Origin of the sequence: Bradyrhizobium sp. GCM10028915 (assembly GCF_042666195.1) — a bacterium.
In the GTDB taxonomy this organism is placed as follows: Bacteria; Pseudomonadota; Alphaproteobacteria; order Rhizobiales; family Xanthobacteraceae; genus Bradyrhizobium; species Bradyrhizobium canariense_D.
The window spans coordinates 58,743-76,059 of the sequence record NZ_JBHTFN010000045.1 but is presented as its reverse complement, the minus strand read 5'-3'; the positions used below and the strand labels follow the sequence as shown (position 1 = coordinate 76,059).

At 65.5% G+C, this 17,317-nt stretch carries 17 protein-coding genes; 9 read left to right on the top strand and 8 right to left on the bottom strand.

Annotated features, from left to right (window positions below; all coding sequences use genetic code 11):
• Positions 1-60: 60 nt before the first annotated feature.
• From ACFQX9_RS26800 to cobS, 3 genes are all read right to left on the bottom strand, one after another.
• Entirely contained in the window at positions 61-1,122 is a 1,062-nt protein-coding gene (locus ACFQX9_RS26800; protein WP_377791078.1) for an esterase-like activity of phytase family protein, read from the bottom strand.
• Entirely contained in the window at positions 1,119-3,023 is a 1,905-nt protein-coding gene (gene cobT, locus ACFQX9_RS26795; protein ID WP_018452934.1) for a cobaltochelatase subunit CobT, read from the bottom strand. Before cobT ends, ACFQX9_RS26800 begins: the two co-directional genes overlap by 4 nt.
• Positions 3,024-3,185: 162 nt before the next feature.
• Entirely contained in the window at positions 3,186-4,184 is a 999-nt protein-coding gene (cobS, locus tag ACFQX9_RS26790; protein WP_018452933.1) for a cobaltochelatase subunit CobS, read from the bottom strand.
• A gap of 296 nt (positions 4,185-4,480) precedes the next feature.
• Here cobS and ACFQX9_RS26785 point away from each other — a divergent pair, with 296 nt between their 5' ends.
• From ACFQX9_RS26785 to ACFQX9_RS26775, 3 genes are all read left to right on the top strand, one after another.
• The gene (locus tag ACFQX9_RS26785; RefSeq protein WP_377791077.1) at positions 4,481-5,140 is read left to right on the top strand and encodes a DedA family protein; all 660 of its coding nucleotides are present in this window, start codon (positions 4,481-4,483) and stop codon (positions 5,138-5,140) included.
• Between the two features lie 105 nt (positions 5,141-5,245).
• Entirely contained in the window at positions 5,246-5,458 is a 213-nt protein-coding gene (locus ACFQX9_RS26780; RefSeq protein WP_143273843.1) for an antitoxin MazE-like protein, read from the top strand.
• Positions 5,439-5,774: a type II toxin-antitoxin system PemK/MazF family toxin gene (locus ACFQX9_RS26775; RefSeq protein WP_377791076.1), complete on the top strand. Its 336-nt coding sequence runs from the start codon at positions 5,439-5,441 to the stop codon at positions 5,772-5,774. The genes ACFQX9_RS26780 and ACFQX9_RS26775 overlap by 20 nt, the downstream gene beginning before the upstream one ends.
• 48 nt (positions 5,775-5,822) lie before the next feature.
• Here the strand turns inward: ACFQX9_RS26775 and ACFQX9_RS26770 are convergent, their stop codons facing one another.
• A complete protein-coding gene (locus ACFQX9_RS26770; protein ID WP_377791075.1) occupies positions 5,823-7,043 on the bottom strand; it encodes a citrate/2-methylcitrate synthase in 1,221 nt (406 codons plus the stop codon).
• A 74-nt stretch (positions 7,044-7,117) separates the two neighbouring features.
• Here ACFQX9_RS26770 and ACFQX9_RS26765 point away from each other — a divergent pair, with 74 nt between their 5' ends.
• The gene (locus ACFQX9_RS26765) at positions 7,118-8,212 is read left to right on the top strand and encodes a citrate synthase/methylcitrate synthase (RefSeq protein ID WP_377791074.1); all 1,095 of its coding nucleotides are present in this window, start codon (positions 7,118-7,120) and stop codon (positions 8,210-8,212) included.
• A gap of 198 nt (positions 8,213-8,410) precedes the next feature.
• Here the strand turns inward: ACFQX9_RS26765 and ACFQX9_RS26760 are convergent, their stop codons facing one another.
• Positions 8,411-9,046 (bottom strand): J domain-containing protein, encoded by a 636-nt coding sequence (locus ACFQX9_RS26760; protein ID WP_027515160.1) that lies wholly within the window; start codon positions 9,044-9,046, stop codon positions 8,411-8,413.
• 152 nt (positions 9,047-9,198) lie between these two features.
• Here ACFQX9_RS26760 and ACFQX9_RS26755 point away from each other — a divergent pair, with 152 nt between their 5' ends.
• Positions 9,199-9,474, top strand: a complete 276-nt coding sequence (locus tag ACFQX9_RS26755) for a BolA family transcriptional regulator (protein WP_026232423.1) — start codon at positions 9,199-9,201, stop codon at positions 9,472-9,474.
• A gap of 142 nt (positions 9,475-9,616) precedes the next feature.
• Here ACFQX9_RS26755 and ACFQX9_RS26750 read toward each other — a convergent pair whose 3' ends face one another.
• From ACFQX9_RS26750 to ACFQX9_RS26740, 3 genes are all read right to left on the bottom strand, one after another.
• The gene (locus ACFQX9_RS26750; protein ID WP_018452925.1) at positions 9,617-10,921 is read right to left on the bottom strand and encodes an HlyC/CorC family transporter; all 1,305 of its coding nucleotides are present in this window, start codon (positions 10,919-10,921) and stop codon (positions 9,617-9,619) included.
• A gap of 90 nt (positions 10,922-11,011) precedes the next feature.
• Positions 11,012-12,160, bottom strand: coding sequence for a 3-dehydroquinate synthase (aroB, locus tag ACFQX9_RS26745; RefSeq protein WP_377791073.1), 1,149 nt, complete (start codon positions 12,158-12,160; stop codon positions 11,012-11,014).
• The gene (locus ACFQX9_RS26740; protein ID WP_085384097.1) at positions 12,157-12,780 is read right to left on the bottom strand and encodes a shikimate kinase; all 624 of its coding nucleotides are present in this window, start codon (positions 12,778-12,780) and stop codon (positions 12,157-12,159) included. The genes aroB and ACFQX9_RS26740 overlap by 4 nt, the downstream gene beginning before the upstream one ends.
• A 184-nt stretch (positions 12,781-12,964) precedes the next feature.
• Between ACFQX9_RS26740 and ACFQX9_RS26735 the strand changes: the two genes are divergently transcribed.
• From ACFQX9_RS26735 to ACFQX9_RS26720, 4 genes are all read left to right on the top strand, one after another.
• A complete protein-coding gene (locus ACFQX9_RS26735; RefSeq protein ID WP_035669499.1) occupies positions 12,965-13,111 on the top strand; it encodes a hypothetical protein in 147 nt (48 codons plus the stop codon).
• Between the two features lie 16 nt (positions 13,112-13,127).
• Positions 13,128-14,111, top strand: coding sequence for a site-specific tyrosine recombinase XerD (gene xerD, locus ACFQX9_RS26730; RefSeq protein ID WP_247360805.1), 984 nt, complete (start codon positions 13,128-13,130; stop codon positions 14,109-14,111).
• A 281-nt stretch (positions 14,112-14,392) separates the two neighbouring features.
• Positions 14,393-15,355: an acetyl-CoA carboxylase carboxyltransferase subunit alpha gene (locus tag ACFQX9_RS26725; protein WP_007599220.1), complete on the top strand. Its 963-nt coding sequence runs from the start codon at positions 14,393-14,395 to the stop codon at positions 15,353-15,355.
• Positions 15,356-15,767: 412 nt separating this feature from the next.
• A complete protein-coding gene (locus ACFQX9_RS26720) occupies positions 15,768-17,312 on the top strand; it encodes a L,D-transpeptidase family protein (protein WP_377791072.1) in 1,545 nt (514 codons plus the stop codon).
• The last annotated feature ends 5 nt before the right edge of the window (positions 17,313-17,317 follow it).

Sequence of the window (17,317 nt, the reverse complement as noted above, 5' to 3'; positions counted from 1 at the left end):
GATTGCCAGCCGCGCGGGGGGCATGGCGGCTCGCGGGGGATGCATTGCGGCCGCGCCGCCCTACTCCACCAGCGCGAACTGCAGCAGCAGGGTGCGCTGGAGCATCGAGAAATTGTCGTCCGACACCAGCGTCAGCACGGTCTCGCCGTCGGCCGTGACGTGGGCGTCGATGCCTTCCATGTTGTCGATCTCGTGGCCGAGATCGGCCTTGAACAGCACGGGGCCGTCGACCAATGCGCCCGGCGCGATCGATTTCAGGGGGATCGCGCGGATGCGGATATCGACGCCGGTGAACCAGGAGAATTTGCGTTCGAGGATCAGGAGATCGCCCGAGGGCAGCAGCACGGCGTCGCTGATGAGCTGCTGGTCGGTGCGGCGAATGCTGAACTGGCCCGGTGTGGGGCCGCCGAGCAAAAATCCGATCAGATTGCCGTCGGCATCGAAGCCGCCCTCCGACAGCGCGATCAAGGTGCCCGCGAGCGGCTGCCCCTTCGGAACGAACACCAGCGCCTCGAGCCCTTTGTTGTAGGGCAGCTTGCGCACCGCCGGCGGGGTCGGCAGCACCTCGCCGCGCGCGCGTGTGCCGCCCTTCGCAAAATCGAACCGCATGATCTGGTTGACGCGCTCAAGCCCGACATAGACGAGGTCGCCGTCACGCGCGAGCGACTCGGTGTCGTACCACAGCCGCTTCTCCGTGATCGGCCGCCCCTCCGCATTGAGCACCGGCGCGGCCTCGACGTCGTCGAGACCCGTCATGCTCCGCCCGGAATAACGGATGCGACCGGTGAACCAGGTGCCCTGGTCGGAGATCGCGAGGAAGCGCTCGCCTTTGCTGTCGAGAAAGCGGAAGCCGGACAGGCCGCCGAAGCCGCGATGCGGCGAGGTCAGCACCAGGCCGCCGCGATAGTCCAGCGAACCGAACCGCGTGCGCGCGCGGTCGCGCGGCTCGAAATTGGGGATCGGCCGCGCGTTGACCTCGATGCCAACGGGCGCGGCGACGGCGTGCTCGATCAGCGCCGGCTTCGGCGCGGGCTGTGCCTGCGCCAGGCGAGACAGTGCGAGAGTGGAGAATCCCGCCGCCGCGTGGCCGATGAAGCTGCGGCGGGATCGATGCTTGCTCACGAATGCAATTTGCGTCGCGGGCGGTTGGCCGGCTGCGTGGGCGCGGTGTTGGTCTCGCTGAACAGTTCGGCGAGTTTTTCGGTGATGGCGCCACCGAGCTCTTCGGCGTCCACGATCGTCACCGCGCGGCGATAATAGCGCGTCACGTCATGGCCGATGCCGATCGCGATCAGCTCGACCGGCGAGCGGGTCTCGATCTCCTCGATGATGTGGCGCAGGTGCCGCTCGAGATAGTTGCCGGGATTGACCGACAGCGTGGAATCATCGACCGGCGCGCCGTCCGAGATCATCATCAGGATCTTGCGCTGTTCCGGCCGGCCGAGCAGGCGCTTGTGCGCCCAGTCGAGCGCCTCGCCGTCGATGTTCTCCTTCAACAGCCCTTCGCGCATCATCAGGCCGAGGTTTTTCCGCGCACGACGCCAGGGGGCGTCCGCCGACTTGTAGATGATGTGGCGGAGATCGTTGAGGCGGCCGGGGCTGGCCGGCTTGCCGGCGGCAAGCCACGCCTCGCGCGATTGCCCGCCCTTCCAGGCGCGCGTGGTGAAGCCGAGAATCTCGACCTTGACGCCGCAACGCTCCAGCGTGCGGGCGAGGATGTCGGCGCAGGTCGCCGCGACCGTGATCGGCCGCCCGCGCATCGAGCCGGAATTGTCGAGCAGCAGCGTCACCACGGTATCGCGGAACGTCGCCTCCTTCTCGTGCATGAAGGACAGCGGGTGATAGGGATCCGTCACCACGCGCGACAGCCGCGCGGGGTCGAGAATGCCCTCTTCGAGATCGAACTCCCAGGCGCGGTTCTGCTGCGCCATCAAGCGCCTCTGCAGCCGGTTGGCGAGACGGGCGACGATGCCCTGCAGATGCGCGAGCTGCTTGTCGAGATAGGCGCGCAGCCGCTCCAGCTCGTCATGGTCGCAGAGGTCTTCGGCGGCGATGACCTCGTCGAACTTCGGCGCGAAGGCGTGATATTCCGGGCCACGCGGCTCGTTCTTGCCGTGCGAATTCGGTCGCGTCGCCTCGCCCGGCGTCTCGTCGTCGCCGAGCTCGCCGTCGTCGAAGGTGTCGGAGGTCGACGCCTGCGCGCTTTCCATCGCGCTCTCGCTCATCTCCTCGCTCGATGCCTGCGCCTGATCGGCGCTCATCTCCTGCGCGGCGTCGGAATCGGGCGAGCCCTCGGCGCCGGACTGGTCGTTGTCGCCGTCCTGGTTCTCGTCGTTCTCGTCATTGTCTTCGCTGTCGGCGCTGCGCTCGTCGCCGATCTCGAGCGCCGTCAGCAGATCATGCACGGCATCGCCGAACCTGGTCTGGTCCTCGACCACGGTATCGAGCCGGTCGAGCCGCCTGCCGATCTTGTCTTCGAGAATAGGGCGCCAGAGATCGACCATCTTCTTGGCGGCCGTCGGCGGCGCCATGCCGGTCAGGCGCTCGCGCACCAGCATCGCCAGCGCGTCGGCGAGCGGCGCGTCGGCGCGATCGGTGATCTCGTCGAACTTGCCGCGATGGAAATGGTCGTCGAGCATCGCGGTGAGGTTTTTCGCAACGCCCGCCATGCGCCGCGCGCCGATCGCCTCGACACGGGCCTGCTCCACCGCCTCGAACACGCCGCGCGCCTGCGGATTGCCCGGCATCAGCTTGCGATGCACCTTCGGATCGTGACAGGCGAGCTTGAGCGCGATGGAATCGGCGTGGCCGCGCACGATGGCGGCATCACGCCTGGTCATCTTTCGCGCGGGCTCGGGCAGCCGCGCCTTGCCCGGCGCGAGCCCGGGACGCTCGGCGGCGAAGCTGACGTCGAGCTCGGGCGCCTTGGCGATCGCCTTCAGGCAGGAGGCCACCGAGCGCTTGAACGGCTCGGTCGGGGCTTCCTTGGTGTTGCGGAATTTGGAGTTGGAGGTGGTGCTCATCTCGCCCTTACCCGTCGTCCCCGCGAAGGCCGGGACCCATAACCACCGGCGATCATTGCGTCAGGAGAAATTAGCAGCGTCGCTTCACAGAGAGACCTCGCGGTATGGGTCCCGGCCCCGTGCGCAATTGCGCACTCGGCCGGGACGACACACCGAGAGCGATCAGCTGAGCGCCACGTTCACCGACGATTCCGGCAGCTCCGCGTTGAAGCAGCGCTGGTAGAACTCGGCGACGAGGGGACGTTCGAGCTCGTCGCATTTGTTGAGGAAGGTGACCCGGAACGCAAAGCCGATGTCGCTGAAGATGTCGGCGTTCTCCGCCCAGGTGATCACCGTGCGCGGGCTCATCACCGTCGACAGATCGCCATTGGCGAAGGCGTTGCGGGTGAGGTCGGCGAGGCGAACCATCTTGTTGACGATGTCGCGGCCCTCCGTGGTGCGATAGTGCTTGGCCTTGGCCAGCACGATCTCCACTTCCTCGTCATGGCTGAGATAGTTCAGCGTGGTGACGATCGACCAGCGGTCCATCTGGCCCTGGTTGATCTGCTGGGTGCCGTGATAGAGGCCCGAGGTGTCGCCGAGGCCGACGGTGTTGGCGGTCGAGAACATGCGGAATGCCGGATGCGGCTTGATCACCTTGTTCTGGTCGAGCAGCGTCAGCCGGCCGGAGACTTCCAGCACGCGCTGGATCACGAACATCACGTCCGGGCGGCCGGCGTCGTATTCGTCGAACACCAGCGCGACGTTATGCTGGAGCGCCCAGGGCAGGATGCCGTCGCGGAATTCGGTGACCTGCTTGCCGTCGCGGACCACGATCGAGTCCTTGCCGACGAGGTCGATACGGCTGATGTGGCTGTCGAGGTTGACGCGCACGCAGGGCCAGTTCAGTCGCGCGGCGACCTGCTCGATATGGGTGGATTTGCCGGTGCCGTGATAGCCCGTGACCATGACGCGGCGGTTGTGGGCGAAGCCGGCGAGAATGGCGAGCGTGGTGGCGCGGTCGAAGCGGTAATCGGAATCGACTTCGGGGACGTGAGGATCGACTTCGGAATAAGCGGGGACTTCGAGATCGCTGTCGATCCCGAACACCTGGCGCACCGACACCTTCATGTCGGGCAAACCGGAAACTTCCTCAACTTTGGACATCGCGGCGGTCGTCATCAATCCTCCGAGGTCCCGGGCGATCCCGAGACCAGTTATTGCACGTTGGCTGCGGCTGGGTGCTGTTGCGAACCTATCAGAGACAACGGGCGGGCAGAAGCCCGCCCCCCGATCAAAGTTCCGTTGTCTTTTCATTTAGATAGGCAAGGAACGCGATTTTTGGAAGGCTGCCCTGCGAATCACGCCTGAATTTCGTGCCGAAGGCACCGTCCTGCCCACGCGGGTGGCACTTTTACCGCCGCTCATTACTTATGTAGGGTCCGAACCCCGAGGCCCAATCCCAGCACAGAGACGATGTGACGTCCTTTCTCGATCCCCTCATTTCATTCGTCTCGGCCCATGCGTGGCTGGCCTATCTGACCCTGTTCCTGGCGGCCCTGCTGGAGGCGGTTCCGGTGTTGGGGTCGGTCATCCCCGGCTCGACTATCATCCTGGCGCTAAGCGCCCTGGTCCCGGGCGGCGAGCTCAAGCTGCAATGGGTGTTGCTGGCGGCGGCGCTCGGCGCAGTGCTCGGCGATGGTTCGGCCTACTGGATCGGACACCGGCAACAACGGGAGATCCTCAACACCTGGCCGCTGACCAAGTATCCGCGTGTGGTCGAACAGAGCGAGAATTTCTTCCACCGCTTCGGCACCTGGGCGGTGTTCTTCGCCCGCTTCGTGCCGCCGATCCGTGCCTTCGTCCCGGTCACGGCGGGCGCGCTCGGCATGCCCCCGGCCCGCTTCTACGCCATCAACATCCCGGCGATCCTGGTCTGGGCGCCGGCGCATGTGCTGCCGGGCGTTTTGGCGGTGTCGGCCCTGCACGAATATGCCGGGCTGCCGCACCATGGGCATCCGTATAAGCATATGTGGATTTTGACCGTGGTCGGCGTGGCAATCGTCGTAGGCCTGGCGGTTTGGATCTATCGCCGCCGGAACGGCGGCGGCGTGGCGGTGGCGAAGCCGCGAGGGTGATAGCGTCGAGCGGCGCACTGCGGTTTGGAAACTTCGCAACGTGGCGGCCCTTGCCTCCAAGCCGTAACGCGTTACATTGTAACGCGTTACATGGGACCGTCTCCAATGACTGCACCCGCTGAAAGAATGAAAATGATGCGCCAGCGGAGGCGGCTGCGGGGCTTGCGCGAACTGCGCCTCGTCGTAGCTGATGCTCGCTCGCGGTCAGTTCGACGACGGGTGGCGAAGCAAGTTGCCAGCCTCGACCCCGATCGCGAGCGCAACGCGCTGCAGTGGATCGAGTCGGTCTCCGAGTTTGATGCAGATGCAACGCGGTGACGTCGTGACCGTCGCTGCAACGGGCGACTATGGCAAACCCCGCCCGGCGGTCATCGTGCAGAGCGACGCTTTCCCTGAAACTCATGCCTCCGTCGTGATCTGCCAGTTGACTTCCGAACTGGCGCACGCCCCGGATTTTCGGGTGACTATCGAGCCAACCCGCGAAAATGGATTACGACTGAGATTGCAGGCGATGACCGACAAGCCGATCACCGTGAGACGCGAACGGATCGGACAGAAGATCGGGCGCCTCGGCAGCCAGGATATGGCGCGGATCGGGATTGCTTTGGCGTTCGTGTTAGGGCTTGCGGATTGATCAGGTACCCGAGCACGGGCTTCCGCCAGGACGACCGCAGCAGCGATCCTAGCTAGCAGCGCCTCCCCTCCGCCCCGGTGCCGGCCCGACATACCTCGCCCGGGGCCTGATCAGCTTGCCGAACTGCAACTGCTCGCTCGCATGTGCGATCCAGCCGACGCTGCGGGCCATCGCGAACAGGGCGAGCTCGCTGCCGCCAGGCAGGCGCAACGCGTGCACGAGCACCGCGAGCGCGTAGTCGATATTGACGAGTTCGCCGGTCGCCTCCGCGATCCGCTCGGGCACCTCCTTGGTGAATTTGCGCGGTGCGCCTGCGCGAGAGAGCGCGTTGAGCAGCGATTGCGCGCGCCGATCGCCCCGCTTGTAGACGCCGTGACCGAAGCCGGCAAAGCGTTCGCCGAGCGCGACACGCTCGCGGACCATTGGCTCGACGTCACGATCGACCAGTGCCTTGACGAGCTGCGAGGCCAGCACGCCGGCACCGCCGTGCTTCGGTCCCTTCAGCGCGGCGAGGCCGGCGATGACGGAGTCATAAAGATTGAGGCCGGTCGAGGCTGCGCAACGCGCGGTGAAGGTGGACGCGTTCAACTCATGCTCGGCGAGCAGAACCAGCGCGCGGCGTATGAGATCGGCCGCGTGCTTGTTGTCGGGAGCCCAGGCACTGGCGATCTGCTGGTGCAGCGGCTCGGCGGACGGCTCCGTATTGAGCATGGTCGCGACCAGGAGCCGGACGATGCGCGCACCGACCATCGCACGTCCATCATGCGCGCGGGTGAAGGCGCGGGGATCGGCGCTCGATGCGAGCGCCAGCACGGCAATGGCGCGATCGATCGGCGCGGCGCGCCGCGCGGCCTGCGCGATCAGGCGCATCTCATCGGACACCGCGGGAAAATTGTCCGGCGCAAAGGGATCGACGCCGGAGACGTCCCACAGAAGCGTCGCCGTGTGCTCCAGCGTGTCGTTTTCCGCGAGATCGACGCAATTGACGCCGCGATAGATCGCGCCCTCCTCGGTGATGGTGGAGATCTCCGTGTCCATGACCGGCAGATCGGCATCGAAGCTGCGCAGGCCGCGCGGCTCCGGCGACGGCACCCGGCGCTCCTTCAGCGCCCGGACGTCCTCGGCGCGATAACGGTTCTTGCGCGAGTCCGGCGTCGGCTCGGACCGGACCAGGCCGCGGCTGACATAGGCGTAGAGCGTCGCCGGGGAGATCGCGAGCTCAGCGGCGGCTTCCCGGGCGGAGAGGTAGAGACCTTCCGGATTTTTCATATTGATTTATGTAATCAAGATTGATCAATCTGTCGAGAAGCCTGATCTTTGGCTGGTGCAAAGGAGATTGGGCCATGAACATCCACCTCACCAAGAGCCAGATCGGGCTGGACGGCGTTCCCGCGGCCGAAACCGTGCTGAGCCATGTCGACGGCGAGCGCGGCGAGTTGATCATCGCCGGCGAGCATGTTGGCCGACTGGCGAGCCAGTCGAGCTTTGAGGGCGTCACCGCCCGGCTCTGGAACGGCGCCAGCACGACCACGCTGAGCGAAGCCAATGTGCGCGCGAGCCTGGGCGCCGCACGCGAGCGCGCCTTCGCGCGGCTGGATGAGCTGCTGCCGGCAACGCGCGGCATGGGCGTCGTCGACGGGTTTCGCGCGGCAGTCGCGGGACTTCGCGCCGAGCACGGGCTCGCCCATGAGGCGACAATCGTCGGCGCATTCCCGGTGATTGCGGGCGCGCTCGTCCGCCGGGTTAGGGGTCTCGATCCGGTGGCACCCGATCCGAACGTGAGCCAGGCCACCGACACGCTTCGCATGCTGCACGGGCGCGCGCCTGAACCACGCGAGGTCGCAGCGCTGGACGCCTATCTTGTCACCGCCAGCGACCACGGCATGAACGCCTCGACCTTCACCGCGCGCGTGGTGGCCTCAACGCACGCAGATCTGTTTGCCGCCGTCACCGCCGGCTATTGCGCGCTGACGGGTCCGCTGCATGGCGGCGCGCCGGAGCCGGTGCTGGAAATGCTCGACGCGATCGGCTCGCGCGAGCGCATCCAGCCCTGGGTGGACGCGGCACTCGCCCGCGGCGAGCGAATGATGGGCTTCGGCCACCGCGTCTATCGCGTGCGCGATCCCCGCGCCGACGTGCTCAAGACCGCGATCGAGGCGCTGGCCTCGGACGGCGCCGACCTGCCGTTTGCCGGCGAGGTCGAGGCCTATATCCGCGCAGCCTTGCGCAAGAAGAATCCGGACCGGCCGCTGGAGACCAATGTGGAGTTCTTCACCGCGATCCTGCTCGATGCGCTGGCGATTCCGAGGCAGGCCTTCACGCCGATCTTCGCGGTGGCGCGCGCAGCCGGCTGGACGGCGCATGCGCGCGAGCAGCAGCGGACCGGGCGGCTGATCCGGCCGAGCTCGTCATATGTGGGCGCGATGCCGAAGGCGTAGGGAATGCGTAGCCCGGAGCGCGTGCTTCCCCTCTCCCCTTGCGGGAGAGGGTGGCTCGCCGCAAAGCGGCGAGACGGGTGAGGGGTTGTCTCGACACCCTCATATCTTGCAGTTGAATTCGCCGAGAGAAACCCCTCATCCGGCGCTTCGCGCCACCTTCTCCCGCAAGGGGAGAAGGGAAGAAAGCGCGCGCGAAGCCTACGCCTCGCGCACCACGGTCTTCAGATAATTATACGCCTTGATGATTTCGATCAGGCGATCCTCGGTGGAGCGGTCGCCACCGTTGGCGTCGGGGTGGTGTTGCTTCACCAGCGCCTTGTACTTGGACTTGACGTCGGCGAGCGTGGACTCGGGGCCGAGGCCCATCACCTGGAGCGCCTTGCGCTCGGCGTTCATGATCTTGCGCGTCTCGGCCTTGGGCGCGGCCTGCGGGCCGGCGCGCCAGCCCGTACGGCCGTTCAGCTCCTGGAACATGCTGAACGGATCGAAGGCGCCGTCGATCTCGGCCTCGGCGCCCTTCTTGACGCCGCCATTGGCGCCCATCTTCCAGGTCGGACGATGACCGGTCAGCGCATCTTTCTGATAGCGCGCGACAGCGTCGGCATTCATGCCGGAGAAAAAATTGTAGTTCTGGTTGTACTCGCGCACGTGGTTCAGGCAGAAGTGCCAGTACTCACGCTGATTGTCGCGACCCTTGGGCGCACGATGCGCGCCCTTGTTCTGACACCCGGTCCATTCGCAATTGACCACGGCGTCGCGCGGCTTCACCTCCGGCTGCTTGCCTTTCGGCTTGATCCGGATGGAGTCGAAGAACTTTGATGAATCGATCGGCATGGCTGACTTTGACTACGCAATGCAAAAACCTTCAAGTCTTGACATTGCAATTAGCTGAAAAGCATAGCCGAAACTATGCTGAGGCGTCCTTGAACGGCCGCTAGAGGCGGCCTATGCAATACGGAGAGCGATCTCGCACCGTAATGACCCAGATGGCCATCAGAGACACTATCAGCAACAAGTTGCAGGAAGCTTTCACGCCGGAAAGCCTGCAAGTCGTCGACGAGTCACATTTGCATGAGGGCCACGCCGGCCATCGGCCGAGCGGCGAGACGCACTTTCGGGTTTATATTGTGTCTTCCGCCTTCAAAGGGAAGAGCCGGGTCGATCGCCACCGCATGATAAATTCGGCGCTGGCCGCGGAACTCTCCGGCAGCGTGCACGCGCTGGCGATCCACGCGCAAGCGCCGGGAGAAGGCGGCAGCTAGCTCGCCGATGCGGCTGTCATGCCCGCAAAGGCGGGCATCCAGTAGTCCGAGGCGGCGCGGCTAGAATCGAGCCGCTGCGGCTTACTGGATCGTCCGCCCCAGTGCGCAAGCGCGCACAAGGCGGACGATGACAGCTACCGCTTCAAAACGACGTCCCCGCCCGCCGCCGCTTGGCTTCCTCCATTTCCGTCTCGCGCGGCACCGGTGAGATACGGAGCGCGGTGATGCGGTTGCGTTCGCGGCGGAGGACGCGGAAGCGGAAGCCGTGAAAGGTGAAACTCTGGCCGCGGTCGGGGATCGAGCGCGCCTCGTGAATGACGAGGCCGGCGACCGTCGTTGCCTCTTCGTCGGGCAGGTGCCAGTCCATGGCGCGGTTGAGATCGCGGATCGGGACCGAGCCGTCGACGACGACCGAGCCGTCCGGCTGGGCGCGCACGCCCGCGACCACGACGTCATGCTCGTCGGAGATGTCGCCGACGATCTCTTCCAGAATGTCTTCCAGCGTCACGAGACCTTCAACTTCGCCGTACTCGTCGACGACCAGGGCGAAATGAGTCTTGCGGCGGCGGAACGCCTTGAGCTGCTCGGAGACGGGCCGCATTTCCGGCACGAACCAGGGCGGCAGCGCGATGGTCGAGACGTCGATGCGCGAGGTATCGCCGTCGGACGCGCGGATCGCGCGCAGCAGATCCTTGGCGTGGAGCACGCCGATGATGTTTTCCGGTTTCTCCCGCCACAGCGGGATGCGGGTGTATTCGGCCGCCAGCACCTCGCGCACCAGATCCTCCGGCGGCAGGTCGGCGTTGATCATCGTCATCTCGGTGCGATGGATCATGACGTCGGAGACCTGGAGCTCGCGCAGATCGAGCAGCCCGCCGAGCATGTCGCGGTCGTGCTTCTCAAACTTGCCTTCATGATGCAGCAGGTCGACCGCGCCGCGGAGGCGCTCGGTCGGCGACAGGATCGCCTGGTGCTCGCCGGCAAGGCCAAACAGGCGCATCAACAGCCGCACGATGACTTCCACGATCCGCAGCAGCGGCCCCAGCACGTACATCGTCAGCCGCATCGGGCGCGCGACCGCGAGCGCCATACGGTCGGGCGCGTTGATCGCGATGGTCTTGGGCAGCACCTCGGCGAAGATCACGACCAGTGCGGTCATCAAGCCGGTGGCATAGAGCACGCCGACGTCGCCGAACCAGGCCGTGAAAATGCTGGTGGCCAGGGCGGATGCACTGATATTGGCGATGTTGTTGCCGAGCAGCAGGGCGCCGATCAGGCGCTCGCGCATGTCGAGCAGCTGCGAAACCACGTCGGCGTCGCGATTACCCTGCTTGGAGAGCCGCAGCATGCTGGCGCGCGAGGCGCCCGTCAGTGCGGTCTCGCTCGCGGCGAAGAAGCCGGAGACCAGCAGGCAGAGAATGACGATGGTGAATCCGAGCCAATCCATGAACCACTCTGGTTTCTTGTTTTGACGCGTTTCTTACGCGAACCGGTACCCACTTCGCGCGAAAACGCTGTAGCGCCGTTCAGCCTCGCGTCATGCCTTTTGCGCGAGCTTGTCCTTCAGGAAGTCGCGCACCGGAGCCGGCTCGACGTTCTTCACGGCGACGGCCCGCCCCACCGCCTCCAGCAGGATGAAGGTGAGCCTGCCGCGCTCGACCTTCTTGTCCTGCGCCATCAGCGTCATCAGCGCGTCGGCATCGGCAAGCCCCTCCTGCGCGAAGCCCGCGATGTCCTGCAAGCGCGTCGGCAAGCCGGCGTCAATGAGGTGACGCTCGACTCGCATCGCATCGGCTTCGCCGATCATGCCGAGCTTCGCCGAAAACTGCGCCGCCAGCGTCATGCCGATCGAAACGCCCTCGCCGTGAAACAGGCGGTCGGAGAAGCCGGTCGCGGCTTCTAGTGCATGGCCGAACGTGTGGCCGAGATTGAGCAGCGCACGCTCGCCGGTCTCGCGCTCGTCGCGCGAGACGACGCCGGCCTTGGCGCGGCAGGAGGTCGCGATCGCATGCTCGCGCGCCGAACCGCCTTTGGAGATGTCGGAATGGTTGTTCTCGAGCCAGGCGAAGAAGGCCTCGTCGCCGAGCACGCCGTATTTGGCGACCTCGGCATAGCCGGCGCGGAACTGCCGCGGCGACAACGTGTCGAGCACGGCGGTGTCGGCGATCACAAGCACCGGCTGGTGGAAGGCGCCGAGCAGATTCTTGCCCTGCGGCGAGTTGATGCCGGTCTTGCCGCCGACGGAGGAATCGACCTGCGCCAGCAGCGAGGTCGGCACCTGCACGAAGTCGACGCCGCGGCGCAGGATCGCCGCCGCAAAGCCGGCGAGATCGCCGACCACGCCGCCGCCGAGCGCGATGACGAGATCGTTGCGCTCGATCTTGGCGGCGATCAGGGCTTCGCTGACCTTTTCGAGCCCGGCATAGGTCTTGGAGATCTCGCCTTCCTCGACGACGATGCGCGATGTCGGAACGCCGCTGGCTGCGAGGGACGCCTCGGCGGGTTCGAGCCAGTATTTCGCGACGGTGCGATCCGTGACAATCGCGGTGCGCACGCCGGGACGTAAACGCGCCACCCGTTCGCCGAGCGAGGCCAGCACACCGCGGCCGATGACGATGTCATAGGCGCGATTCTCCAGCGCGACCTCGACGTTGACGGGCTCGGAATGTTTCAAAGGCGCGGTCATCGTGCGGCACTCGCGACGTCGGCTGGTGGCGGGGACGCCCGTTCGCCGCAAAGATGCGCGCGCAGCGTCTCTATCGTCTCATCGACGATCTTGTCGTGCGGCACGTCGCGCGAGGCGATGGTGAGGTCGGCATGGCCGTAGACCGGCTCGCGCTCGGTGAGCAGGCGCGTCACGGTTCCTTCGGGATCGGCGGTCTGGAGCAGCGGACGGTCGGCGCGCCGGCGCACGCGGCGCATGATGACATCATGATCGGCCTTGAGCCAGATCGATATCGCCTTCGCCGCGATCCGGGTCCGCGTCTCCTCGCGCATGAAGGCGCCGCCGCCGGTCGCCAGCACGATGGGACCGCCGTCAAGCAGACGCGCGATCACGCGGGCCTCGCCGTCGCGGAAATGCGGCTCGCCATGACGCTCGAAGATTTCCGGTATGGTCATGCCGGCCGCCGCCTCGATCTCGGTGTCGGCATCGACGAAGGGCAGCTTGAGCCGGAGAGCCATGCGGCGGCCGATGGTGGATTTGCCCACCCCCATCATGCCGACGAGCACGATCGAGCGCGTCCCCAGCGCCGACAGGATGTCGGCCTCGGGCGAGGCTTGGATCGGCAACGCGGCGTCGGGCATTTGTCTCGCTCGAATGGGTCTCGCTCGATCTGCCGCCAAAGGCGGCATCCTTTGGCCACCTATACGACCCCGCAGGGGCCCTCGCCAGAGGACTCTTGCCACGAAACGGCGAACGTGTTGGATGATTTCATTGGTTAATTTGCCCGCCAAGCCCCTGACCGAGACCCTCTCCGAGATCCTGCCGATGCCCAGCCTGTTCCGCTTCCTGACGGTCGTCGCCGTGATCGCCGGCATCGTCTATGGCGTGGTCTTCGCGCTGGCGAACTTCGTCAATCCCAAGCCGCGGGAAATGACGGTGACGATCCCGCCGGATAAGTTTCTCAAGAAATAGCAGCTAGGCTGCCGGCATGCGTGCCAGATCTTCCGATAACAAGTCCTCAGACGCCAAGCTCACCGGCCTGTTCCTCGACATGCTCGCGGCGGAACAGGGCGCCGGCCCCAATACGCTCGACGCCTATCGCCGCGACCTCACCGACTTCTCCGAGTTTCTTGGTCGCGCCGGCCATGCATTCGCGGACGCGGAAACACAGACGCTGCGCGACTATCTCGCCGATCTCGATACGCGGGGCTTCAAGTCCACCAGCGTCGCGCGACGGCTGTCGGCGATGCGGCATCTCTATCGCTTCCTCCTGAACGAACGCATCAGAACCGACGATCCCGCGGCGATCCTGTCCGGCCCCAAGCGCGGCCGCGGCCTGCCGAAGGTGCTGTCGATTGCGGATGTCGACCGCATGCTCCGCCGCGCCAAGGAATTGAGCGAGGCGGAGGATGCTTCGCTCTCGAAACGGCTGCGCGCCCTGAGACTCTATTGCCTGCTCGAGGTGCTCTACGCCACCGGCCTGCGCGTCTCCGAACTGGTGGCGCTGCCACGTACGGCCGCGAAGCGCGACGCCCGCATGATCGTGGTGCGCGGCAAGGGCAACAAGGAACGGCTGGTGCCGCTCAACGAGGCCTCGCGCCAGGCGATGGCCGATTATCTCGCGGCGACCGAGGCGGCCAAGGACAACAACAAGACCGACAAGAAGAACAGCGTGGCGGCCTCGAAATGGTTGTTCCCCTCGTTCGGCGAGAGCGGACATCTGACGCGGCAGCATTTTGCCCGCGACTTGAAGGAGCTCGCGGTCGCTTCGGGCCTGCAGGCCCGGCTGGTCTCCCCCCACGTGCTGCGCCACGCCTTCGCCAGCCACCTGCTGCACAACGGGGCCGATTTGCGCATCGTGCAGACGCTGCTCGGCCACACCGACATCTCGACGACCCAGATCTACACCCACGTGGTCGAGGAGCGGCTGAAGAGCCTGGTCCGCGACCTGCACCCGCTGGCGGAGAAATAGTTGCTGCCGTAGCTGCAGTAGCCCGGATGAGCGAAGCGACATCCGGGATTGACGATCGGGCGACCTGCCCCGGATATCGCTTCGCTCATCCGGGCTACGGTACTGGAACGATGAAACCGCCTTGACTTCGGCCACATCTCCGCAGAAAGAGCCGGGGCCTCACGATGATTTGGCCTGCGCTCGTTGCGAGCACACAAGCCAACTCATTGACGAACCTACACTTCTTTCCGCGACATCGAATCCGCTTCGCCGCCTCGCCCCGTCCTCCCTATATTGAGTTGATGCCAGACCAGATGCGCAGCTATCTCGATTTCGAAAAGCCCGTCGCCGAGCTCGATTCCAAGCTCGATGAATTGCGGACGCTTGCGGCCTCCGGCAGCGACATCGCCGAGGAGATCGGGCGGATCGAGGACAAGGCGGCGCAGGCGATGGCCGACCTCTATCTGAACCTGACGCCGTGGCAGAAAACGCTGGTCGCGCGGCATCCGCAGCGGCCGCATTTCAACGACTTCATCAAGGGCCTGATCACCGAGTTCACCCCGCTCGCCGGCGATCGCAAGTTCGGCGAGGACGAGGCGCTGGTGGCCGGCTTCGGCCGCTTCCGCGGCGAGGCCATCTGCGTGATGGGCCAGGAAAAGGGCGATTCCACCGAGAGCCGCATCAAGCATAATTTCGGCATGGCGCGGCCCGAGGGCTATCGCAAATGCGTGCGGCTGATGGAGATGGCGGAGCGGTTCGGCCTGCCGGTGCTGTCGCTCGCCGATTCCGCCGGCGCCTATCCCGGCATCGGCGCGGAAGAGCGCGGCCAGGCCGAGGCGATCGCGCGTTCGACTGATGCCTGCATGGCGCTGACCGTGCCGAACGTCGCCATCATCACCGGCGAGGGCATGTCGGGCGGCGCCATCGCCATCACCACCGCCAACAAGGTCCTGATGCTGGAGCACGCGATCTACAGCGTGATCTCGCCCGAGGCGGCGTCCTCGATCCTCTGGCGCGACGGCTCCAAGGCGCAGGAAGCCGCCAACAACATGAAGATCACGGCCCAGGACATGCTCCGCTTCGGCGTGATCGACAGCATCCTGAAGGAGCCGGTCGGCGGCGCCCATCGCGACCCCGCCGCCATGATCGCCACCACGGGCGACGCCATTGCCAAGGCCTTTGACGAACTCCGGGGTCTGGACGGGGACGCCATCCGCAAGCATCGGCGGCAGAAATTCCTCGATATTGGCCGGAAACTGGGCTGATTCGGGCGGGCTTTGGGGCCCGTTGGACGCGTCCCCCTCCGCCGTCGTCCTGGCTTTCGCCGAGACGACGCTGAATTTGAGGCCGGCCAAACCGTCCCGGAGGCCCCCGGTAACCCCGCGTTAACCCTTTTTTTGCCCAAATCAGCGATCTCAGTGCTGGTTTGGCCGAAAGGCCCAAGTTTCAGCCCAGTTTAAGTCTTCGTTGACCACGCCTTTGGGCCAACGGGCTCGTGATCCCCGTGCGGGTTGCGACCACATGACCCAGAGGTTAGAATTTTAATCAATGGCTTCAGGGCATAAGCGCTGGAGCGTGATTGCGAAAAAGCCCGTCGCGACGGGTCCCGGTCTCCGGTCGGATCATGCTTCAAGATTGGGGTTTGCGCGCGATGCCTTGGACGGTGTGGGGTCCATCTTGATTTCTCGTTCGCTTGCTCGCGCGTTTCTGGTTTCGGTGGCGCTTGCCGCCAGCTTCGTGCTGGCCGGCTGCGACACCGACCAGGTTTCGCTTGCGACCAATGCCAAGGCCAACCAGCCGGTGCCGCCAAAGCTTCTCGCCGCGATGGTCGAGAAGAACATGGATCTGCAATCACCGATCCTGGTGCGCCTGTTCAAGCAGGAGGCCGAGCTCGAGGTCTGGAAGCAGACCCGCAACGGCCAGTTCGCGCTGCTCAAGACCTATCCGATTTGTCGCTGGTCGGGCGATCTCGGCCCGAAGGTGCGCGAAGGCGATCGCCAGGCGCCGGAAGGATTCTACTCGATCAATCCGGGCCAGATGAATCCGCAATCGGCGTACTATTTGTCGTTCAACACGGGCTATCCGAACGCGTTCGACAAGGCTTTGGGCCGCAGCGGCTCGCAGCTGATGGTGCATGGCGATTGTTCGTCGCGCGGCTGCTACGCGATGACGGACGAGCAGATCGCCGAGATCTATTCGCTCGGGCGCGAATCCTTCTTCGGCGGCCAGAAGGCGTTCCAGCTGCAGGCCTATCCGTTCAAGATGACGCCGGTGAACATGGCCAAGCACCGGAACAATCCGAACATGCCGTTCTGGAAGATGATCAAGGAAGGCTATGATCATTTCGAGGTGACGCGGCAGGAGCCGAAGGTCGATTTTTGCGAGAAGAAGTACGTGTTCGACGCGGCGAAGCCGCCCGACGCCAATCGCGATCCGGTGTTCGATGCATCGGCAAAGTGCCCGGCCTATGTGATCCCCGAGGAGATCGCCAGCGCCGTGCGCGAGAAGGATGCGCGCGACCAGGCGGAGTACAACAAGCTGGTTTCGCGCGGCACGCCCGTTGCGCGCATGAACACGGGCATCGACGGCGGCATGAACAAGATCTTTGCCGCGAAGATTCCGGAAGGCTCGACCGGCCTGTCGGAGGGCGCCGAAGGCACCACGCTCCAGATGTTGGCGATGGCGAAGGCGCCGGGCACCATCCCTGGACACGTCAATCCGCCGAAGCCGAATCTCGATGCAGCCGCGCCCTCGCCGCAGGAAGAGCCGGTCGTCGCCGTCAGCGCGCCCGCCGCCAGCGCCCGCGTCGCCACCGCAGCTCCGCCCGAGAAATCCGGCTTCTTCTCCAATCTCCGCCGCAAGATAGGTGTGGGCAATGCCGACGCCACCGCGACCACGCCGCCGCCGCAGGCCACGGCATCCGTCGCCCCGGCTGCGACGTCGACGACGCCGCCCACCGCAGCCTCGAGGCTGAAGGCCGCGGTGACCCGGTTCGTACCGGGCCGCGACACGTCCAAGGACGCAGCGAAGGATGCACCGAAGCCGGCTGTTGCCACTGCCAAACCCGCCGAACCTGCGAAGCCCGACACCCGCCTCGCCGCAACCCGCCCGACGCTGAAGCCGTCGGTCTCGGATGGCGCGGGTGAAGCGACCCAGATCATGGGCGCCGCGCCGGTGGTGCAATCGAACTCGTTCGACAGCCGGTTTGGGGCGGTGAAGTAAAGCGG